An 18,090-nucleotide genomic window follows, 5' to 3' on the forward strand; every position below is an offset into this window, starting at 1 on the left:
TCAGACCATCGGCCAGCCCCGCCTAATCAATAGCCGTTCGTCGTGGCCCTGGAGGGTCTTTGCGTTCCTCTGTGGACTCTGTGTCCTCCGTGGGTTCAGTCGCCCTGGAATTTCTTCGAGCCTTCGTGCGCTTCGTGGTCGATGACTAGGCGCGATCCGCGCGTAGCTGATTCGCCAGGCGGTGGACGGCGGCCAGCATGGCGGCGTCGGTCGGGTCCTCGGCGGTCTCGACGGCGGCCTTGAAGCCCAGCTCCTGCGCGATCTCCGCGATGCGTTCGCTGCCGACCACCAGCGGGGTCTTGCGCAGCCACATGCGCCCCAGCTTGCCGACCATCTCGTACAAGTTGCGCAGCCCCTCGCCACTGGTGATGGTGATCACGCCGATCTGCCCGCGCGAGAAGGCGTACATCAGCTCGCCGGTATCGCCCTCGGGGCGCCCGCGGCGGTAGGCCTCGGCAAAGGTCACCTCGGCGCCGCGGGCCTTCAGGGTGTCGCCCAGCAATTCGCGGCCGCCATCGCCGCGGAAGATCACCACGCGCTTGCCGGCCACGTCCTGCATCGCCTCCTGCGCCAGCAGGGCCTCGCTGTCGAAGCGTCGCGGCGGCAGGATGTCCGCCGGGCGCCCGAAGCCCTTCAGTTCCTGCGCCGTGCGGTTGCCGATCGCCGCGATCTTTGTGGTGGTGGGCCATGAATGTTCCGCCAGGGCCAGATTGAGCACGCGCTGGACGGCGTTCGGGCTGATGAACACGGCGATATCGAAGTCCGCCAGCCGGTCCAGGACCTCGCGCAGGTTGGTGGGATCACTGGGGGCCAGGATCTCCAGCACGGGAAAGCGGATCACGCTCGCGCCCTCGGCCGTCAAGGCGGTACAGAACGGCTCCGCCTGGGCGGCCGGCCGGGTGACCAGGATGCCAAGGCCGGCGAGCGGGCCTTGGGCCTCGTCGACCACCGTGTTGTCGTCTGCGGATGCGGTCATGCATCTACCCCTTCGTGTCCTGGCCGTGTTCCCGATGTGCGGCCGCGAGCAGTTCGCCTGCCCCGAGTTCCAGCAGCATGTCCGCCAGGCGGATCCCCAGGGCCTGGGCGTCGCTGCGCGGCCCCTCGACCTGGCGGCGCAACAGGCGACTGCCATCCACTGCGCCGACCAGGCCGTCCAGGTGCAGCTGATCCCCGGCCAGGGTCGCATGGGCTGCCAGTGGGACCTGGCAGCCGCCTTCCAGGCGACGGTTGAAGGCCCGCTCGGCGCGCACGCGGTCGGCGGTATCCGTATCGTTCAATGGTGCGATCAGCGCGCCGATGGCGGTATCGCCGGCGCGACACTCGATGGCGATGGCACCCTGACCAACCGCCGGCAGGCTGACGTCCGGCTCCAGGCAGCTGCGAATCCGCTCATGGAACCCGAGGCGTTTGAGCCCGGCTGCAGCGAGCAGGATGGCGTCGTATTCGCCGGCATCCAGCTTGCCCAGGCGGGTATTCACGTTGCCGCGCAGGTCACGGACCTCCAGGTCCGGTCGCCGCGCGCGCAGCTGGCACTGCCGGCGCAGGCTGGAGGAGCCAACCCGGGCCCCCTGCGGCAGTTCGTCGACATGTGCGTATTGGTTGGACACGAACGCGTCCAGTGGATCCTCGCGGTCGAGGATCACCGGCAGTTCGAGCTGCTCGGGCAGCTCCATCGGCACGTCCTTCACCGAGTGCACCGCGATGTCGGCGCGGTCCTCCAGCAGCGCGATCTCCAGCTCCTTCACGAACAGGCCCTTGCCGCCGATCCGCGCCAGCGGGGAGTCCAGGACACGGTCGCCCTGGGTGGTCATGCCCACCAGTTCAACCGGGCGCTCCGGCTCACGGGCGCGCAGACGGGCGGCGACGTGTTCGGCCTGCCACATGGCAAGCGGGCTCTTTCGGGTGGCGATGCGTACAGGCTTCATGGATTGTCCGGGCGAGCCACGGCGCGAGCGGCCGGGCGTTCAAACGGCCTAGTATAACGGCGAATGCTTCGCGCCCCGAATCCCGCAGGGGTGTGCGGCCCTCTCAGGTCCCGTTGCGCAGGTAATCACGCACTCGTGGCAGCTGGCGGCGGCTGATGGGGATGGGGTCCAGGTCGTCGTGGAACAGCAGGCGGTGGTCGGTCTGGCCGAGGCTTTCGACGCCCTTGACCGAGGCCTTCACCGCCAGGCAGCCGCGGTGCACCCGCAACAGGGCGGGGCCGTACAGGCCCTCCAGTTCGCGCAGGCGGGCGTCGACGAAGCCGGCCAGGCGTGCCGAGCGCGCCATGACGTAACCGCCCTCCGCGATGAAGATGTCCACCTGTTCCAGCGGTACGCGTTCCTCGCGCCGGCCGACGGTGATGTGGACCTCGTTCGGGAAGGTCTCGGGCCGGTCCTGTTTTTGCTGCACCGCACGCTGCAACGCCTGTTCCAGCCGTTCGCGGCGCACCGGCTTCAGCACGTAGTCGCGCACCCCGGCCTCGAACGCCTCCAGCGGAAAGCGGTCGTGTGCGGTGACCAGGATTACCGTCAGCGCGGGATCTTCCGCATGCAGACGCCGCGCGAGTTCCAGCCCGGTTTCCCCGGGCATGTCGATATCCAGCAGCAGGGCATCCGGCGCGTGGTCCTGCAATTGCATCTCGACCTCGCCGGCATGCGCAGCTTGCGCCACCACCCGATGCCCCAGCTCCTGGGCGAGCGCGGTCAGGCGTTGACGGGCAATCGGCTCGTCGTCGGCAATCAATAACTCCAGTCGAGCGTTGTTCATGTGGTTTCCCCCCGGTTCGCGAGCGGCAAACGGATCCGGACCTCGAACCGCTCGGCCTCGGCCTCGGCCTCGAAGTGTACCTGCCCGCCGAAGGCGTGCTGCAGCCGCAGGCGTACCGCATCGGTGGCGGTGCCGGTCCCCTCGCCGCGTGCGTGTGGATCCACGGTGTTGCCGATGGTCACCGTGACCCGTCCGGAATCCATGCGGCAGCGCACCCATATGCGCCCTGCGCCGCGTGCGGGTGCGATCCCGTGCTGGATCGCGTTCTCCGCCAGCGGTTGCAGGATCAGCGTGGGCACATCGAGATCCAGGCCCGGGTGGTCGGGGCAGTCCCAGTCGAGTACCAGGCGTTCGCCGAAACGGGTCTGTTCGATCTCGAGGAACGCGCGGACCAGGTCAAGCTCCTCACGCAGCGAGTGGCGGTCACCGGTGGCGAATGTGGCGCGGAACAGATCCGCCAGGTCCAGGGTGATCTGTTCCGCACGCGCAGGATCACTGCGACACAGCCCGGCGATGGTGTTCATGCTGTTGTAGAGAAAATGCGGGCGCAGGCGGGCGCGCATGGCCTGTTCCCGGGCCGCTGCCACGGCCCGGGTTTCGCGTTGCCAGGCCGCCTGCAGGTACAGGTAGTGCATGGCCATCAGGCTGAGGATGGTGGCGACGCCGATCACCGGCCAGCGCAGCGCCGGGTCGGCCAGCACCAGTTCCTCCGCGAGGCGATAGACGATGGCGGTGTTGGCGATGGGAACCAGGGGCGGCAGCACGATCTGCGCGGTCAGCGGCAGTCGGTGCAGCGATCTCTTGAGCCCGCACAGGATCAACAGGCTGGTCAGTGCCACCCAGAAGATGAACAGCGCGTGCAGCGCCAGGGCCGACAGCCAGTCCTGGCCGCCGCCGCGCAACAGGGCCACGGCCAGTGCCAGCAGCACGGCCACCATGAGCACGCGCAGCAACGTCTCCGCACTGCAGAAATCGGGCAGCGGCGAGAGCTCCCCGGTGGTGTCCCTGGTGGTTTCCCCCTGGGCCATGCGTAACACTCTCCCCTGTTGCCGTGCGCAAACGGGCGCGGGACCGCGCCATGTTCACTCCCCGGCTGTGCCCGTATACTTCCGTGTCTTTCCCACCCGCTTCAGGATGCACCATGACGCAGGATTCCTCGCACGACAAGCCAGCCGCCACGCCCGCCGCCTCCGGCGAGGCCAAGCTGTGGGGCGGGCGCTTTTCCGAGCCCACCGATGCCTTCGTCGAGCGCTTCACCGCGTCGGTGGATTTCGACCGCCGCCTGTACCGCGAGGACATCCAGGGCTCACAGGCGCATGCGCGCATGCTGGCCAAGGTCGGGGTGCTGACAGAGGCCGAGGCCGGGGAGATCCTCGCGGGGCTGGACGCGATCCGCGACGAGATCGCCGCCGGCGAGTTCGACTGGCAGGTCGGGCGCGAGGACGTGCACATGAACATCGAGGCGCGGCTGATCGAACGCATCGGCGATGTCGGCAAGAAGCTGCATACAGGGCGTTCGCGCAACGACCAGATCGCGACCGACATCCGCCTGTGGCTGCGCGCGGCCATCGACGATGTCCTGCGCCTGATCCGCGGCTATCAGGATGGCCTGGTGGCCCTGGCCGAGCGCGAGGCGGATACCGTGATGCCCGGCTTCACTCATCTGCAAACCGCCCAGCCGGTCACCTTCGGCCATCACATGCTGGCCTGGTACGAGATGCTGGAGCGCGATGCCGAGCGTCTGCGTGATACGCGGCGCCGGGTGAACATCCTGCCGCTGGGCGCCGCCGCGCTGGCCGGTACGCCGTATCCGCTGGATCGTGAATACACCGCCGAGCTGCTGGGTTTCGACAGTGTCACCCGCAACTCCCTGGACGCGGTCTCCGATCGTGATTTCGCCATCGAATTCACCGCGGCCGCCGCGACCCTGATGATGCACCTGTCGCGTCAGGCCGAGGAGCTGGTGCTGTGGACCAGCGCCCAGTTCGCCTTCATCGAGTTGCCGGATCGCTACTGCACCGGCTCCTCGATCATGCCGCAAAAGAAGAATCCGGACGTACCCGAACTGGTGCGGGGCAAGACCGGCCGGGTCTACGGCCACCTGATGTCGCTGCTGACCCTGATGAAGAGCCAGCCGCTGGCGTACAACAAAGACAATCAGGAAGACAAGGAACCGCTGTTCGACACCGTCGACACCCTGCTGGGCTCGCTGCGTGCGTTCGGCGACATGGTGCCGAACCTTGAGGTGCGGCGGGAGAATACGCTGGCGGCGACGCGCAAGGGCTTCGCCACGGCGACCGATCTGGCCGACTACCTGGTCGGGCGCGGTGTGGCCTTTCGCGATGCCCACGAGGTCGTCGGGCGAGCGGTGCGTATTGCGCAGGAGCGCGGGGTGGATCTGGCGGAGCTGCCGCTGGCGGACCTGCAGGCGATCAGCCCGGCGGTGGGCGAGGACGTGTTCACGGTGCTGACGCCCGAGGGCTCGGCCGCCGCGCGTAACCTCACGGGGGGGACCGCCCCGGAACAGGTGCGCCGCCAGGCTGCGGCCGCCCGCGAGCACCTGGCCGCGCTGGCCCGCGCCGACCGCTGAGTTCACCCCGCGCTGCGGTTCCCGTTGTGCGGGGGCGGGGCGCGTCTGTGTGCCGCCTGGCCCGCCTTCAGATCCGGTCCAGCGTGGACTCCAGCACTTCCCAGTGGACGTTGCCGTGGACGACCTCGTAGGCCAGCAGTAGCTGGCCGTGCGCCGAATCGCCCTCGAAGTTCGCCAGGACCCACTGGTGGTTCAGGACGTGGATGCCGTCGCGGCGGAACGCGTATGCGTCGCCTTCCGGCGCCTCGTGCGGGATCAGGCCGGTCTGCTGCATCAGGTCATCGGCGAGACGCTCGTTCGGGCGCACCATGCCGCGACGCTGCAGGTCCTGGAGATGGGCATTGGTCAGGCCCAGTTCCACCGGACGCGGGATCTCGTGGCGGGTGTATTGCTGCAGCTGCATCTGCGCCTGCAGCAGGTCGCGGTTGGCCTCCGAAAGATCCTGTTCGAGCCCGTTGCCGCGGGCGATGTAGATCGCCAGCACGACCACGAAAAACAGCATGAAGCCGAGCCAGACCAGGCGTTCGTTGGTCTTCAGGTTCTGCGGCTTGGGGTTGTCTTGTTCGGACACGGGGCTTGCCTCCGGAATGCTGGGGTGCCGGCTGCCGTGGGGCATCCGGCCGGAAAATGAACGCGCGACCGCCGTGGGTTCCTGAACCCGGGTCGATGCGACGCGCATGATAACCCCTGACACCGCAACCTGCCGAGAATGCCCCATGTCGGTTCCCGACCCCGTCAACGCCGCCGCATCCGAGAGCCAACTGGAGTGGATCAACCACTTTGCCCGTCTGCCGGAGGCCTTTCACGAGAGCCCGGCTCCCGCCCCGTTTCCGGATGCGACCTGCCTGGCGAGCAGCCCGGCCATGTGCGAGCGTCTGGGCCTGGAGGCCGCGGCCCTTGGCCGCGACCCGTGGCTCGGGGCCTGCACTCACGGTAGCGAGCTGGCGGGCGCCGAGCCGCGCGCCTCGGTGTACGCGGGACACCAGTTCGGCGTCTTCGTGCCGCAACTGGGCGATGGTCGCGCGAAGCTCCTGGGCGAGGTTCGCACGCCAACGGGCGAGACCTGGGAGTTGCAGGTCAAGGGCGCCGGTCCGACGCGCTTCTCGCGCGGCGCGGACGGTCGTGCGGTCATGCGTTCCTCGGTGCGCGAGTATCTCGTCTCCGAGGCAATGGCCGCCCTTGGCGTGCCGACCACCCGTGCGGTGGCGCTGTTCGGGTCCAGCCTGCCGGTGTACCGCGAGCGTGTCGAGCCGGCGGCCATCGTGCTGCGTGCCGCGCCGAGCTTCCTGCGCTTCGGGCATTTCGAGTACTTCCACTACAACGGCTACAGCGCCCGCCTGCAGGAGTTGATCGCCTACGCCCTGGCACATGACTACCCGGAACTCCAGGGGGCCGATGATCCCGTCGCCGCGATGCTGGAGGCGGTGATCGCCCGCACCGCGGAGATGGTCGCCGACTGGCAGGCCATCGGGTTTTGTCACGGCGTGATGAACACCGACAACATGAGCCTGGCCGGGCTGACCATCGACTACGGGCCGTTCGCGTTCATGGATGCCTTCGACCCCGGCTACATCTGCAACCACACCGACCAAGGCGGGCGCTATGCCTTCGACCAGCAGCCGCAGATCGCGCAGTGGAACCTGATCCGCCTGGCCGAGACCCTGGTGATCCATTTCGCCGACGCCACTCGCGAGGCGGCGATCGAGCACGCCAAGGCGCTGCTGCAGGGCTTCCAGTCGCAGTACCGGCAGGCCTGGCTGGCGCGTATGCGCGCGAAGCTCGGGCTGCAGGTGGAGCAGGAGGACGACGAGGCGTTGATCCAGGAGCTGCTCGCACGCATGACGGCCGAGGGCGTGGATTACACCCGATTCTTCCGCCAGCTGCCGGACCTGGAGCAGCCGGAGATCCGGGCGCAACTGGAATCGGAACTGGAGGATGGGGCCGCATGGCAGGCCTGGTGGTCGCGCTATCAGGCGCGGCTCGCGGGGGAGGGGCTGCCCCCTGAAGAGCGGCGCGCGGCGATGAATGCCGTCAATCCCAAGTACATCCTGCGCAACCATCTGGCCCAGGCCGCGATCGAGCAAGCCGAGGCAGGGGATGCATCCGAGGTGCTGCGTCTGCAGCAGATCCTGGCGCGTCCGTTCGCCGAGCAGCCGGAATACGAGGCCTATGCGGACCTGCCGCCGGAGTGGGCGAGCGGGATCCAGCTAAGCTGTTCGTCCTGAGAGGGCGTGCAGGCCGGACCCCGGACTGGAACGTCCGGAGACCGAGGCCAACTTATCCGAGGATACCGCGCAGGATGTAGAAGTAGACCACCGCGAGGATCGCGCCGGCCGGCAGGGTCACGATCCAGGACAGGAAGATCATGCGCACCAGCCCCAGATTGATCGCGGCAATCCCGCGCGCCAGGCCCACGCCGAGGATCGCGCCCACTAGGGTATGGGTAGTGGAGATCGGCAGGCCGGTGCCGGAGGCCAGGACCACGGTGGCCGCCGCCGCGGCGGTGGCGGCATAGCCGCGGCTGGGGGTGAGCTGGGTGATCCCGGTGCCCACGGTCGCGATCACCTTGTGGCCGTAGGTGAACAGGCCGAACACGATCCCGACCCCACCCAGCAGCAGCACCCACATGGGCACGACGGTCTCGGTGCTCACATCGCCGGTCTGGATCACGTCCACGACGGCGGCCAGCGGGCCGACGGCATTGGCGACGTCGTTGGAGCCCAGGGCAAAGGCCATCGCGCACCCGGTCACCACCATCTGGATGCCGAACACCTTCTCGACATTGGCGAAATGGGAGCCTTCCTCGCCCACGCCGGTGGGATCGTCAAAGCGCAGGCGCCGGATTGCCATCATCCCGAGCACGACCACGATGGCGCTGATCAGGATCGCGAAGCCATAGGCCTGCACGGGCGTGAGGTCCAGGCCGACGTGGGTCAGGCCCTTGAACATCGTCACCAGTGCCGTGACAAAGGCCGTGAGGAAGATATAGAGCGGCGCCCAGCGCTTGGCGTTCTTCAGCGGATCGACGGTATCGAGGATCAGGATCTGCACACTGCGGAACAGGGCAAAGGCGATCATCCCGCCGACGAGCGGCGAGACCACCCAGGACATCGCGATGGTGCCGACACGTTCCCAGCGAACCACCTCGAAGCCGAGGCCGACCACGGCAAAGCCGACGATGGCGCCAATGATGGAGTGGGTCGTGGAGACCGGCCAGCCAAAATAGGAGGCGACCATCAGCCAGGTCCCGGCGGCTGCCAGGGCCGCCAGCATCCCGTAAACGAGCAATTCGGGGTTGTCGGCCATCAGGCTGGAGTCGACCATCCCGCTGCGAATGGTCTGGGTGACCTCGCCGCCGGCCAGCCAGGCCCCGGAGAAGACGAAGATCGCGGCTACAAACACCGCCTGGCGAATCGTCAGCGCGCGTGAGCCCACCGAGGTGCCCATGGCATTGGCAACGTCGTTGGCGCCGATGCCCCAGGCCATGAACAGGCCGAAGATCACTGCAAGGCCGAGCAACAGGGTGCTGTATTCCATGCCGTCCTCGGTGCCTGTGCCTGGGTGCCGGTGGTTACTTGGCGAGCATCAGCTGCAGGCGGCTGCCTACACGCTGGGCCAGGTCGGCCAGCTCGCCGATGGAGTCGATCACGCGATACATGAACATCACGTTGACCGGCGGTAGTTCGGCCTCCTGCGCGAACAGGATCTCGCGCACCTCGCGCTGGGCCTCGTCGGACTCGTGCTCGATCTGGTCCAGCTCAGTGAGGATGCCGTTGACGACCTCGACCTCGTGGCCGCGGAAGCCTGCCTCCACCAGTTCGTCCAGCTCGTTGATGGCCCGGCCGGCCTGGTCGACGGCATCCACGCTGCGGTCGAGGAAGCGCTTCAGCGACTCGCCCATGTTGTCGGGGAATTGCATCTGGCGGCCCAGCATCAGCCCGGCGATGTCTTTCGCCATGTTGGCGATGCGGTCCTGGATCAGCAGGGTGTCGAGCACGTCGCGGCGCGACATGGCCAGCATCATGCCCTTGGGCAGGTGCAGGCGCAGGTCTTTCTTCAGGCGGTCCGCCTCGCGTTCCAGCTTCGAAATCTTCTTCTGCTGTACCCGCGCGGTCTCCCAGTCGTCGCGGGCCATGGCCTCCATGAACGGCGGGAGCTCGGCGATGCAGGCGCGCACCTTCTCCATGTGCGCCTGTAGCGGGCGTACCGGGGAACGGCCAAACAGCTCGAAGACGAAGTTCTTGGGGGACATGGCGGCGCGAAGGTTGTCACAAAGCGTTAATCTAACGCAAAACACCGGAGCGCGCGCGGTCTTGTTGGTCCCGCCGACGCCCTCGGTGCGGTACACTCATCCGTCAGAGCTGGGGGTGCCCGCGATCGATGCGAGCTGAGAGAGTCCCCTTGAACCTGAACCAGTTAACGCTGGCGGAGGGAAGCTCGGTGCTCGATCCAGTCCGCGCGCGCTCCGTTCGCAGTCTGTCCGGCCCGTTCCGTTCCCTCTGCTGCCATGCCCGCACCGCAGAGGTCACTGTATGAGCGCCATCCCCGAGTCCTTCGCCCGCAAGACCGCCCAGGTCTCCGCCGACGTCACGCGCCCGTTTCCCAATTCCGAGAAGGTCTTCGTGCAGGGTTCGCGCCCGGATATCCGCGTGCCGTTCCGCCAGGTCGCACAAAGCCCCACGCTGACCTCCGGCACCCCGGAAGAGAACCCGCCGATCCCGGTCTACGACACCTCGGGCCCGTACACGGATCCGGACGCGACCATCGATCTGCGCCATGGCCTGACGGATCTGCGCGGCGGCTGGATTGACGAGCGCGGCGACACCGAATGGCAGGATGGCCCCAGTTCCGAATACGGCCGCGTCCGCGCCGCCGACCCGGAACTGGCCAGCCTGCGCTTCGAGCACATCCGCCCGCCGCGCCGGGCGAAGTCCGGGGCGAACGTCTCGCAGATGCACTACGCCCGCCAGGGGGTTGTCACCCCGGAGATGGAGTTCGTCGCCATCCGCGAGAACAACCGCCTGCAGGAGCTGCGCGCCGACCCGCGCTACAAGAAGCTGCTGCGCCAGCACGCCGGCGAGTCCTTCGGGGCATCCATCCCCGAGGCGATCACGCCCGAGTTCGTGCGTGACGAAATCGCCCGTGGCCGCGCGATCATTCCGGCCAACATCAACCACCCGGAGCTGGAGCCGATGATCATCGGCCGCAACTTCCGCGTGAAGGTCAACACCAACATCGGCAACTCGGCGGTCTCCTCCTCGATCGAGGAGGAGGTCGAGAAGCTCGTATGGTCCGCACGCTGGGGCGGCGACACCCTGATGGACCTGTCCACCGGCAAGAACATCCACGAGACCCGCGAGTGGATCCTGCGCAACTCGCCGGTGCCGATCGGCACGGTGCCGATCTACCAGGCGCTGGAGAAGGTCGACGGCAAGCCCGAGGACCTGACCTGGGAGCTGTTCCGCGACACCCTGATCGAGCAGGCCGAACAGGGCGTGGACTACTTCACCATCCACGCCGGCGTGCGCCTGCAGTACGTGCCGCTGACCGCCGATCGGGTGACCGGCATCGTCTCGCGCGGCGGCTCGATCATGGCCAAGTGGTGCCTGGCGCATCACGAGGAGAACTTCCTCTACACCCGTTTCGACGAGATCTGCGAGATCATGAAGGCGTTCGACGTCTCGTTCTCCCTCGGTGACGGGCTGCGCCCCGGCTGCCTGGCCGACGCCAACGACGCCGCGCAGTTCGGCGAGCTGGAGACCCTGGGCGAGCTGACGCAGAAGGCCTGGGCGCACGACGTGCAGGTGATGATCGAGGGCCCCGGTCACGTCCCGCTGCAGAAGGTGAAGGAGAACGTCGACAAGGAGCTGGAAGACTGCTTCGAGGCGCCGTTCTACACCCTCGGCCCGCTGGTGACCGATATCGCCCCGGCCTATGACCACATCACCTCCGGCATCGGCGCGGCCAACATCGGCTGGTATGGCACCGCGATGCTCTGCTACGTGACGCCGAAGGAGCATCTGGGCCTGCCCAACAAGCAGGACGTGCGCGACGGCATCATCACCTACAAGATCGCCGCCCACGCGGCCGATCTCGCCAAGGGCTTCCCCGGCGCGCAGCTGCAGGACAACGCGCTGTCCAAGGCGCGCTTCGAGTTCCGCTGGGAGGACCAGTTCAACCTGGCGCTGGACCCGGAACGCGCGCGCGAATTCCACGACGAGACCCTGCCCAAGGACGCGCACAAGGTCGCCCACTTCTGCTCCATGTGCGGCCCCAACTTCTGCTCCATGAAGATCACCCAGGATGTGCGCGACTACGCCGCGGCCCAGGGCGTCTCCGCAGACGAGGCCCTGAAGAAGGGGATGCAGGAGAAGGCGGTCGAGTTCGTCGAGAAGGGTGCGCGCCTCTACCGCGAGGTGTAGATCGACCGGGAGAGACGCTAGAGACGCTAGGGAGACGCTGATTAATTCGCACGTCCGCGCTCGATCGATTTTGCCCGCTGACAAGGCGCGGTGAGCGAAGTGTAGCCGAGCTACATAAGCAAGCCGCAACGCGGTCAGCGGGCCCATTTTCGTCAACAACGGGCGGCCGAGCCCTCAAGGGGTTGGCGCCCCATTTTTCCCGATCCTGCGTTGCGGCGCTTGACCGTAGAGTGACTACGGCGCTGCGCACCGCGCCTTGTCTCGGAAAAAATGGGGCACCAACGCGGACGTGCGAATTAATCAGCGTCTCCCTAGCGCACCTCGATCCGGCTACGGCCGTTCTTCTTGGCGGCGTACAGGGCCTGGTCGGCACGATTGAAGGTGTCGACCCGGTCCTCGCCGGGGCGGTATTCGGTGACACCGAAGCTCGCGGTCAGCCGCCCCACCGTCTCGAAGTCGAAGGCGGTGATTCGCGCCTGCAGCTCACGGGCAGCGACGAGCGCCTGTTCGCCGCGCGTCTGCGGTAGCAGCACGAAGAACTCCTCGCCCCCGATCCGACCGATGGCATCCACCTTGCGCAGGTTCTGCCGCAGCAGGCCGGCGAACTGGCGAAGCACCCCATCGCCGGTGCTGTGTCCCCAGGTGTCATTCACGGACTTGAAGTGATCGATGTCGATCAGGATGACCGCGAACGGTTCACCGTAGCGCTCGGCCCGTGCGCGTTCATCGTCGAACAGGCGCTCGATATGCGCACGGTTCCACAAGGAGGTCAGTTCGTCGATCCGGGCGGCACGGGCCAGCTGCTGTTGTTGCAGGAAGGTGTGCTTGTGGGCCTTCTCGAGGATGAAGGCGCTCAAGCAGCCGAAGGAGAACGCGGCCAGGGCCCACATCAGGTGCAGCTGCAGCAGATCCGCCTCCAGCGGCTGGCGGAAGGTGGCGGCGATTACCAGCGCGATGATGGCGGTTGCGGCAATCACGGCCTGGCGCAGGGCCAGTCCGGAGATCGCAAACGTCCACATGATGCTGAGATAGATCTCGGGGGCGAATATCAGAAACTGCGCCGAACCAACGTTCAGATGCAGGTTGGCCGCGTTCGCTACCACTGGTGCCAGGGTCAGCAGCACCCACATCAGCGGCTGCAGGCGCTGATCGAAACTCATCAGCCCGACCGCCAGCAGCAATCCCGGCACCAGCAGGGCATGGGCCACAAGCCTCGAGGTGTGCAGGTCGGTGGCCACCGATTGCTCGAGGACGGCGTACAGAAAATACAGCAGGGCCGTCAGGAACGCGACGTAGCGGGCCTGCGGGATCCGCACCTGGCGATGCCAGGCCGCGAAAGCCCGTCGAGCGTCTGAGTCTTCCCGGTGCAACGGGTTTCCCAGGACCCGCAGGCGCCTGATGATGTCCAAACCCTGACTCCTATAACCGTTCAGGCCGCAGCGTGCGGATCCGGACGTGTCGCCGCCGCGGCCCTGCGAACGGGCCATGCGAAACGTTAATCGAAAGTGGCGCCCGCCGGGACTACTGCATGTGGCCGAAGCCGCCCATCAGGCCGGCGCCGATGCCGAAGATCATGCCCAGGACCATCAGGATCAGGTAGATCAGCAGCAGCACGCCAAAGATGGTGAAGTAGATGCGCAGGCGGCCGAGGGCGTACTTGATCGCTTCCGGATCGGCACTTTCGTAGGCGCGCTGGGAGGCGCCGGCGGCCTGCATCAGGACCACGCCGGCCCAGATCGGGATCCAGGCGATGATGATGCCGATGATCGACAGGGCGGTCAGCACGCCCGAGATGATTAGCATCACCCCGATCAACTGCATCCAGAATTTTCCGCGAACGAGCGGCTCGATCAGTCCACGGAGGTCGGCCCCGTTGGTGGTGTCCTGTTCCATGTTCAGACTCCTTGTCGTGATGGGCGGATGGCCGGAGCATAGCAGGCCCTTTCATGGTGTGACGCATTCGTTGTTTTGGTGCGCGCCGCCCGTGCATACTCGAGCAGGTGACAACCCGAAAAACAGGGCCACGCAAGGCTCGTGAAGCAGGGGGATGTATGAGCGACCAGGGACGACGCAGGGATGCCGGCCGCAGCGGGCCGCAGGGGACAATGCTGTTTCAGGGACAGGCCTTGCCCGAGCAGGAAAGCGCCGCGGACACCGCCAGCGGGGGGGCGCCCCCCGGCGGCCACCCGGTGCTGGTGGGGATCTCCGAGCCCTTCGGCCAGCAGCGCCTGACCTTGAAACCGGGCAAGCGCTCGGTGGGGCGTGAGGCTACCAATGACATCGTACTGCAGGAGGGCAGCGTCTCCTCGCAGCATGCCTGGCTGGTCAACGACGGCGGCGAATGCCGGGTGGTCAATCTCTTGTCCACCAACGGCACCTGGGTAAACGACGAAAAGGTGCACGAGGCTGCGCTGAAGGACGGCGACCACGTCCGTTTCGGGCGGGCCGAGTTCGTGTTCCGCCGCCGCGACGACGGTTCCGATGCCCGGCCTGGCCGTGGGCCTCGGTCACGCTGGCGCTGGCTGGGCATCGCGGTTGCGGTCCTGGTACTGGCGGCCGTCGCGCGCATCCTGCTCGAGACGGTTTGAGGCTCAGGGTCGCCGGCGCATGCAGCGGATCGGACGCTACGGGGTCGGCGAGGAGATCGGGCGCGGTGCGATGGCCGTCATCCATCGCGGCTACGACCCGGATATCCGGCGTCCGCTGGCGATCAAGTGCCTGCAACCGGACTACGCCCGCCGGCCCGAGTACCGCCGGCGCTTCCTGGCCGAGGCGCGTGCCGCCGGCACCCTGACCCACCCGGGCATCGTCACCATCTTCGATGTCGGCGAGTCGGATCAGCAGCCGTTCATCGCGATGGAGCTGCTGGACGGCATCACCCTCGCGGAGTTCGCGGAACAGTTCCGGCCGCTGCTGCTGCGCAATGTCCTGAAGATCGCCATCCAGCTGGTGGAGGCCCTGGACTATGCCCACCGGCATGGCGTCGTGCACCGTGACATCAAGCCCGAGAACATCATCGTCACCAGCGCCACGGCGAACATCAAGGTGATGGACTTCGGCATCGCCCGCACCCTCAGGGACCCCGACTGGCGCGCCGACGACGACTGGCTTGCCGAGGACGACGACGGCTATATCGCAGGATCGCCGCACTATATGGCGCCGGAGCAGGTCCGTGGCCGCGATACCGACGCTCGTGCCGATCTCTATTCCGTGGGCGTGGTGCTGTACGAGCTCCTGACGGGGGCCACCCCGTTTCGCGGGCATGATGTCGAGACCCTGCTGACCCGGGTGGTCAAGGATTCGGTCCCCGCACCGCGGGTCATCGTGCGCGACTGTCCGCAGGAACTGATCGAGCTGGTGTTGCGCCTGCTGGCGAAGGAGCCGGACGAGCGCTACCAGTCGGCCGGCGAGCTACTGGTGGACCTCGAGCGTATCGACGAGCAACGCGCCGAGCGCGAACGGGCAGGTGCCGGGCGTCGGATCATCCCGCTGCGTCTGCGCTGGGCCGCGGTCATGGGGGCACTGGTGGCGGTCACCCTGGTTGTCGGCGGTACGCTGGTACACCAGAAGCAGAATGAGGTGATGACCGACCTGGCGTTTGACTATGGGGCCACGCTGGCGCAGATCATCTCGGTGGAGAGTGCCGAGGACCTGTTGCTGGAGGACACCATCGCGGTCCAGGGCCGCCTGCGCGACATGCAGGCGAACCGGGAGATCGCCCTGCTGAGCGTCGTGGACCACCGCGGCGAGGTGGTGGCCAGCAGCGACCCGGAGGTCCTGGGCCAGCCCTACGAGCCGCCTTCCGAGGACCGCCTGCTTCAGCGTCGCGACGGCCAGGCCGTGTGGTCCGTCACCGGGCGGGATGGCGCAGAGCTGTTCATGTTCGAGGCCCCGGTTCGCTACCAGGATCATCACCTTGGGCAACTCCAGGTCGGGCTGTCCACGGGGTCGCTGCGCGCGGCGAACGAGGCCACCTTCATGGCCTTGCTGATGCTCACGCTGGTCACCCTCCTCGCGGTGCTCCTGGGGGCCTACGTGCTCGCCCGGCGTCTTCAGGCGCCGCTGGACCGCCTGCGCGGGGCGCTGGACCAGATCGGTCAGGGGCGGCTCGATACCCGGATCCGTGCCCGTCGACACGACGACTTCGAGCGGGTCTTCAGTGCCTACAACGCGATGGCCGACTCGCTGGAGGCGCGCATGAAGCGCCGGGTCGCCGGGACGCCCGAGTGCAGCGCTGCCGGGCCGGTTGCTGACGGCGACCGCACCCAGGAGCTCGCATCCGACGAGTTGCCGATCGAAGCCACCTCAAGACGTACCGCTACGGATTAACTCCGGTCGTTCTCGCGGTCCAGGGCATCCAGGCGGCGCTGTAGTTCCAGGGCTCGCAGGCGATAGCCGCGCGCCGCCTCGAACCCGGGGTCGATCGCCAGGGCCTCGTCCCACAATGCGATGGCGGTCTCCAGGTCCTGGTTGCGGTAGCGCACGATGGCCTCCGCGTGCAGGGCCTCCTTGCGCTGTTGCTCCAGCTCGTCAAGGTGCTGGCGCGCGGTCGCGTGTTGCGGGTCCTGTTCGAGCACCCGGCCGAAGGCCTCCAGCGCGTTTCCGGTCGCGCCTGCAGAGCGCGCCTCCACGCCCCGCTGGTGCCAGTAGCCGATCGCCGCGTCGCGCGAAAGGGGGTCCAGCCAGCTGGCCCATTCGTTCTGCGCCTCGGGGTGCTCGCGGGCCAGCTCCACGACCTCCAGCGCCGCGCCATAACGCCCGGCTGCCAGGTCGGCCTCGATTGCGCGGCGCAAACCGTCCTCGCTGACGCCGGGCGCGGCGTCGGGGTCCAGAGCCATCAGCTGTTCGTCCAGATCGGTCTCGCCACGCTGCGGCCCCGCTACATCCCGCGGGATGCGCAGCCGTTGCCCGACGAGCAGTCGGTCCGGGCGTTCGATGTCGTTGTAGCGTGCGAGGATCACAAAGCGGGTGGCATCGCCGAGGTGCTCACGCGCCAGCCCGCCCAGGCTGTCGCCCGGCTCCACCGTGTGAACGAAATAGGCCTCGCCCAGGGTCGCCTGCGGATCCCCGGAGAGCTGTTCACGCAGGCCGCGGGCGGCGCGGTTGCCCGGATCATCTGCGAGGATCCGGTCCAGTGCCGAGCGTGCCCGGTCCATCTCGCCGCCCTGCAGGAGCTGCACGATCTCGGCGATCTTGAGGCGCTCGTCCTGCTCCTCGCGGGCGATCGGGTCGGACGGGGCCTCGTCGGTCGCGGCGACCACGTCCTCGGCGGATTCCGCCTCGGGGTCGAACAAGCCCTGTAGCTGCGCACAGCCGGACAGGAACGCTGTGAGTACGACAAGCAGGACGAGGCGAATCAGCGTGGTGTGGGCTGGCATCATGGCAAGGACTGGTTCGGCTCGGCGAGTCCGCGAGTATACGGTTGGCATCAGTCCAGCGGCCACAGCAGGATCGCAAGGGCCGTAGCCAGTAGCGCCAGAAGGCCCAGTGTGGGCCCGATGCGCGCCTTCAGGTGCCGGCGCCAGAAACGCCCGCGCGGCGGCCCGGTCCGCCATGCTGCCAGGGCCACGTTGTCACCCTTGGGTCCGCCGCGACGCGCCGCTTCGACGGCGGCGCTCGCGGTGGCCGAGTCGAGGTCCGGGCTGTCCAGCAGTTCCGCGATCTCGATCGGTCCGATCTGTTCCCAGAAGCCGTCCGAGCACAACAAGAAGCGCGTGTGACGGGTGACGGGGGCCTCGGCGTAGTCCACCTCGATCGGGTCGACCACGCCGAGGCCTCGCAATAGCCGGTTCTGCTCCGGGTGCGTTGCCATTTGCGCCTCGCTTATTACTCCCTCGTCGACCAGCTGCTGGACCCGGGTGTGATCGCGCGTGCGCCGCTGAAGGGTGTCGCCCTCGAAGTGGTACAGCCGGCTGTCGCCGCAATGGGCCCAGCAGGCGGAGGTCGGGGTCACATACAGTGCCACCAGCGTGGTGCCGGGGCGTTGTGACGGATCGGTACCCCCGGCCTCCAGCAAGGCTGCATGGGTCTCGTGGAAGAGAGCGTGGAGCAGGGCACGGGCATCGGCAGCCTGCCCCGCGTAGCGGGTCCACAGGCGTTCGGCGGTCGCGATCGCGGCGTGCGAGGCGCGTGCCCCGCCCTCGTGGCCGCCCATTCCGTCCGCGACCAGCAGCAGGGCGCTCTGCCCGTCCGCGCTTTGTAGTACGGTCACCGCGTCCTGTTGCTCGGCGCGGCCACCCATCTCCCTGGCGTATCCGGTTTCCATGTGCGTGTGGCCCCGCTGATCCCGTGACCATGATGACCGAGTTGATCGGCGCGCGACAGCCC

At 67.5% G+C, this 18,090-nt stretch carries 16 protein-coding genes and 1 riboswitch; of the genes, 5 read left to right on the forward strand and 11 right to left on the reverse strand.

What is annotated here, in order from left to right; all coding sequences use genetic code 11:
* Window positions 1-145: 145 nt before the first annotated feature.
* The 4 genes from G335_RS0103475 to G335_RS0103490 all read right to left on the reverse strand — a co-directional run bounded on the left by G335_RS0103475 (window position 146) and on the right by G335_RS0103490 (window position 3,779).
* Window positions 146-976: a uroporphyrinogen-III synthase gene (locus G335_RS0103475; protein WP_018168809.1), complete on the reverse strand. Its 831-nt coding sequence runs from the start codon at window positions 974-976 to the stop codon at window positions 146-148.
* A 4-nt stretch (window positions 977-980) separates the two neighbouring features.
* Window positions 981-1,925: a hydroxymethylbilane synthase gene (gene hemC, locus G335_RS0103480; protein ID WP_081623046.1), complete on the reverse strand. Its 945-nt coding sequence runs from the start codon at window positions 1,923-1,925 to the stop codon at window positions 981-983.
* A gap of 103 nt (window positions 1,926-2,028) precedes the next feature.
* Window positions 2,029-2,751: a LytTR family DNA-binding domain-containing protein gene (locus tag G335_RS0103485; protein WP_018175930.1), complete on the reverse strand. Its 723-nt coding sequence runs from the start codon at window positions 2,749-2,751 to the stop codon at window positions 2,029-2,031.
* On the reverse strand, window positions 2,748-3,779 hold the full coding sequence (locus tag G335_RS0103490; RefSeq protein WP_018168812.1) for a sensor histidine kinase: 1,032 nt from the start codon (window positions 3,777-3,779) through the stop codon (window positions 2,748-2,750). Before G335_RS0103490 ends, G335_RS0103485 begins: the two co-directional genes overlap by 4 nt.
* Before the next feature lie 113 nt (window positions 3,780-3,892).
* On the opposite strand from G335_RS0103490, the gene argH reads away from it, so the two are divergent.
* Window positions 3,893-5,341: an argininosuccinate lyase gene (gene argH, locus G335_RS0103495; protein ID WP_018175931.1), complete on the forward strand. Its 1,449-nt coding sequence runs from the start codon at window positions 3,893-3,895 to the stop codon at window positions 5,339-5,341.
* 67 nt (window positions 5,342-5,408) lie between these two features.
* On the opposite strand, the gene G335_RS0103500 is transcribed toward argH, so the two are convergent.
* Window positions 5,409-5,912 carry a hypothetical protein gene (locus tag G335_RS0103500; RefSeq protein WP_018649594.1) on the reverse strand — a complete coding sequence of 168 codons (504 nt, stop codon included), beginning with the start codon at window positions 5,910-5,912 and terminating at the stop codon, window positions 5,409-5,411.
* Window positions 5,913-6,057: 145 nt separating this feature from the next.
* Here G335_RS0103500 and G335_RS0103505 point away from each other — a divergent pair, with 145 nt between their 5' ends.
* Window positions 6,058-7,566 carry a YdiU family protein gene (locus G335_RS0103505; RefSeq protein ID WP_018168815.1) on the forward strand — a complete coding sequence of 503 codons (1,509 nt, stop codon included), beginning with the start codon at window positions 6,058-6,060 and terminating at the stop codon, window positions 7,564-7,566.
* A gap of 52 nt (window positions 7,567-7,618) precedes the next feature.
* Here G335_RS0103505 and G335_RS0103510 read toward each other — a convergent pair whose 3' ends face one another.
* Together G335_RS0103510 and G335_RS0103515 are read right to left on the reverse strand one after the other, a co-directional pair.
* A complete protein-coding gene (locus G335_RS0103510; protein ID WP_018168816.1) occupies window positions 7,619-8,878 on the reverse strand; it encodes an inorganic phosphate transporter in 1,260 nt (419 codons plus the stop codon).
* Window positions 8,879-8,912: 34 nt separating this feature from the next.
* Window positions 8,913-9,593, reverse strand: a complete 681-nt coding sequence (locus tag G335_RS0103515; RefSeq protein ID WP_018168817.1) for a TIGR00153 family protein — start codon at window positions 9,591-9,593, stop codon at window positions 8,913-8,915.
* Window positions 9,594-9,694: 101 nt separating this feature from the next.
* A riboswitch (TPP riboswitch) is annotated at window positions 9,695-9,792 on the forward strand.
* An 81-nt stretch (window positions 9,793-9,873) separates the two neighbouring features.
* Between G335_RS0103515 and thiC the strand changes: the two genes are divergently transcribed.
* Window positions 9,874-11,763 carry a phosphomethylpyrimidine synthase ThiC gene (gene thiC / locus G335_RS0103520; RefSeq protein WP_018168818.1) on the forward strand — a complete coding sequence of 630 codons (1,890 nt, stop codon included), beginning with the start codon at window positions 9,874-9,876 and terminating at the stop codon, window positions 11,761-11,763.
* 311 nt (window positions 11,764-12,074) lie between these two features.
* Here thiC and G335_RS0103525 read toward each other — a convergent pair whose 3' ends face one another.
* Together G335_RS0103525 and G335_RS0103530 are read right to left on the reverse strand one after the other, a co-directional pair.
* Window positions 12,075-13,172 carry a diguanylate cyclase gene (locus tag G335_RS0103525; protein WP_018168819.1) on the reverse strand — a complete coding sequence of 366 codons (1,098 nt, stop codon included), beginning with the start codon at window positions 13,170-13,172 and terminating at the stop codon, window positions 12,075-12,077.
* A gap of 112 nt (window positions 13,173-13,284) precedes the next feature.
* On the reverse strand, window positions 13,285-13,656 hold the full coding sequence (locus tag G335_RS0103530; RefSeq protein ID WP_018144985.1) for a DUF5362 family protein: 372 nt from the start codon (window positions 13,654-13,656) through the stop codon (window positions 13,285-13,287).
* Window positions 13,657-13,868: 212 nt separating this feature from the next.
* Between G335_RS0103530 and G335_RS0103535 the strand changes: the two genes are divergently transcribed.
* Together G335_RS0103535 and G335_RS0103540 are read left to right on the forward strand one after the other, a co-directional pair.
* A complete protein-coding gene (locus G335_RS0103535; RefSeq protein WP_018168820.1) occupies window positions 13,869-14,351 on the forward strand; it encodes an FHA domain-containing protein in 483 nt (160 codons plus the stop codon).
* A 19-nt stretch (window positions 14,352-14,370) separates the two neighbouring features.
* Window positions 14,371-16,092: a serine/threonine-protein kinase gene (locus tag G335_RS0103540; RefSeq protein ID WP_018168821.1), complete on the forward strand. Its 1,722-nt coding sequence runs from the start codon at window positions 14,371-14,373 to the stop codon at window positions 16,090-16,092.
* Here the strand turns inward: G335_RS0103540 and G335_RS0103545 are convergent.
* Complete coding sequence (locus tag G335_RS0103545; RefSeq protein WP_018175932.1) at window positions 16,089-17,144, reverse strand: LysM domain-containing protein; 1,056 nt, start codon at window positions 17,142-17,144, stop codon at window positions 16,089-16,091. The two genes, G335_RS0103540 and G335_RS0103545, sit on opposite strands and share 4 nt — an antisense overlap.
* Window positions 17,145-17,191: 47 nt before the next feature.
* Entirely contained in the window at window positions 17,192-18,028 is an 837-nt protein-coding gene (locus G335_RS0103550) for a PP2C family serine/threonine-protein phosphatase (protein ID WP_026304756.1), read from the reverse strand.
* Window positions 18,029-18,090 lie beyond the last annotated feature (62 nt).

This window comes from Thioalkalivibrio sp. AKL8 (assembly GCF_000380525.1).
In the GTDB taxonomy this organism is placed as follows: domain Bacteria; phylum Pseudomonadota; class Gammaproteobacteria; order Ectothiorhodospirales; family Ectothiorhodospiraceae; genus Thioalkalivibrio; species Thioalkalivibrio versutus.

Bases quoted from the DNA above. Each gene is read 5' to 3' on its own strand.
- G335_RS0103530 (WP_018144985.1), bottom strand. From the start codon at position 13,656: ATGGAACAGGACACCACCAACGGGGCCGACCTCCGTGGACTGATCGAG.
- G335_RS0103550 (WP_026304756.1), bottom strand. From the start codon at position 18,028: ATGGAAACCGGATACGCCAGGGAGATGGGTGGCCGCGCCGAGCAACAG.
- G335_RS0103545 (WP_018175932.1), bottom strand. From the start codon at position 17,144: ATGATGCCAGCCCACACCACGCTGATTCGCCTCGTCCTGCTTGTCGTA.
- thiC (WP_018168818.1), top strand. From the start codon at position 9,874: ATGAGCGCCATCCCCGAGTCCTTCGCCCGCAAGACCGCCCAGGTCTCC.
- G335_RS0103505 (WP_018168815.1), top strand. From the start codon at position 6,058: ATGTCGGTTCCCGACCCCGTCAACGCCGCCGCATCCGAGAGCCAACTG.
- argH (WP_018175931.1), top strand. From the start codon at position 3,893: ATGACGCAGGATTCCTCGCACGACAAGCCAGCCGCCACGCCCGCCGCC.
- G335_RS0103535 (WP_018168820.1), top strand. From the start codon at position 13,869: ATGCTGTTTCAGGGACAGGCCTTGCCCGAGCAGGAAAGCGCCGCGGAC.
- G335_RS0103475 (WP_018168809.1), bottom strand. From the start codon at position 976: ATGACCGCATCCGCAGACGACAACACGGTGGTCGACGAGGCCCAAGGC.
- hemC (WP_081623046.1), bottom strand. From the start codon at position 1,925: ATGAAGCCTGTACGCATCGCCACCCGAAAGAGCCCGCTTGCCATGTGG.
- G335_RS0103540 (WP_018168821.1), top strand. From the start codon at position 14,371: ATGCAGCGGATCGGACGCTACGGGGTCGGCGAGGAGATCGGGCGCGGT.
- G335_RS0103510 (WP_018168816.1), bottom strand. From the start codon at position 8,878: ATGGAATACAGCACCCTGTTGCTCGGCCTTGCAGTGATCTTCGGCCTG.
- G335_RS0103515 (WP_018168817.1), bottom strand. From the start codon at position 9,593: ATGTCCCCCAAGAACTTCGTCTTCGAGCTGTTTGGCCGTTCCCCGGTA.
- G335_RS0103485 (WP_018175930.1), bottom strand. From the start codon at position 2,751: ATGAACAACGCTCGACTGGAGTTATTGATTGCCGACGACGAGCCGATT.
- G335_RS0103490 (WP_018168812.1), bottom strand. From the start codon at position 3,779: ATGGCCCAGGGGGAAACCACCAGGGACACCACCGGGGAGCTCTCGCCG.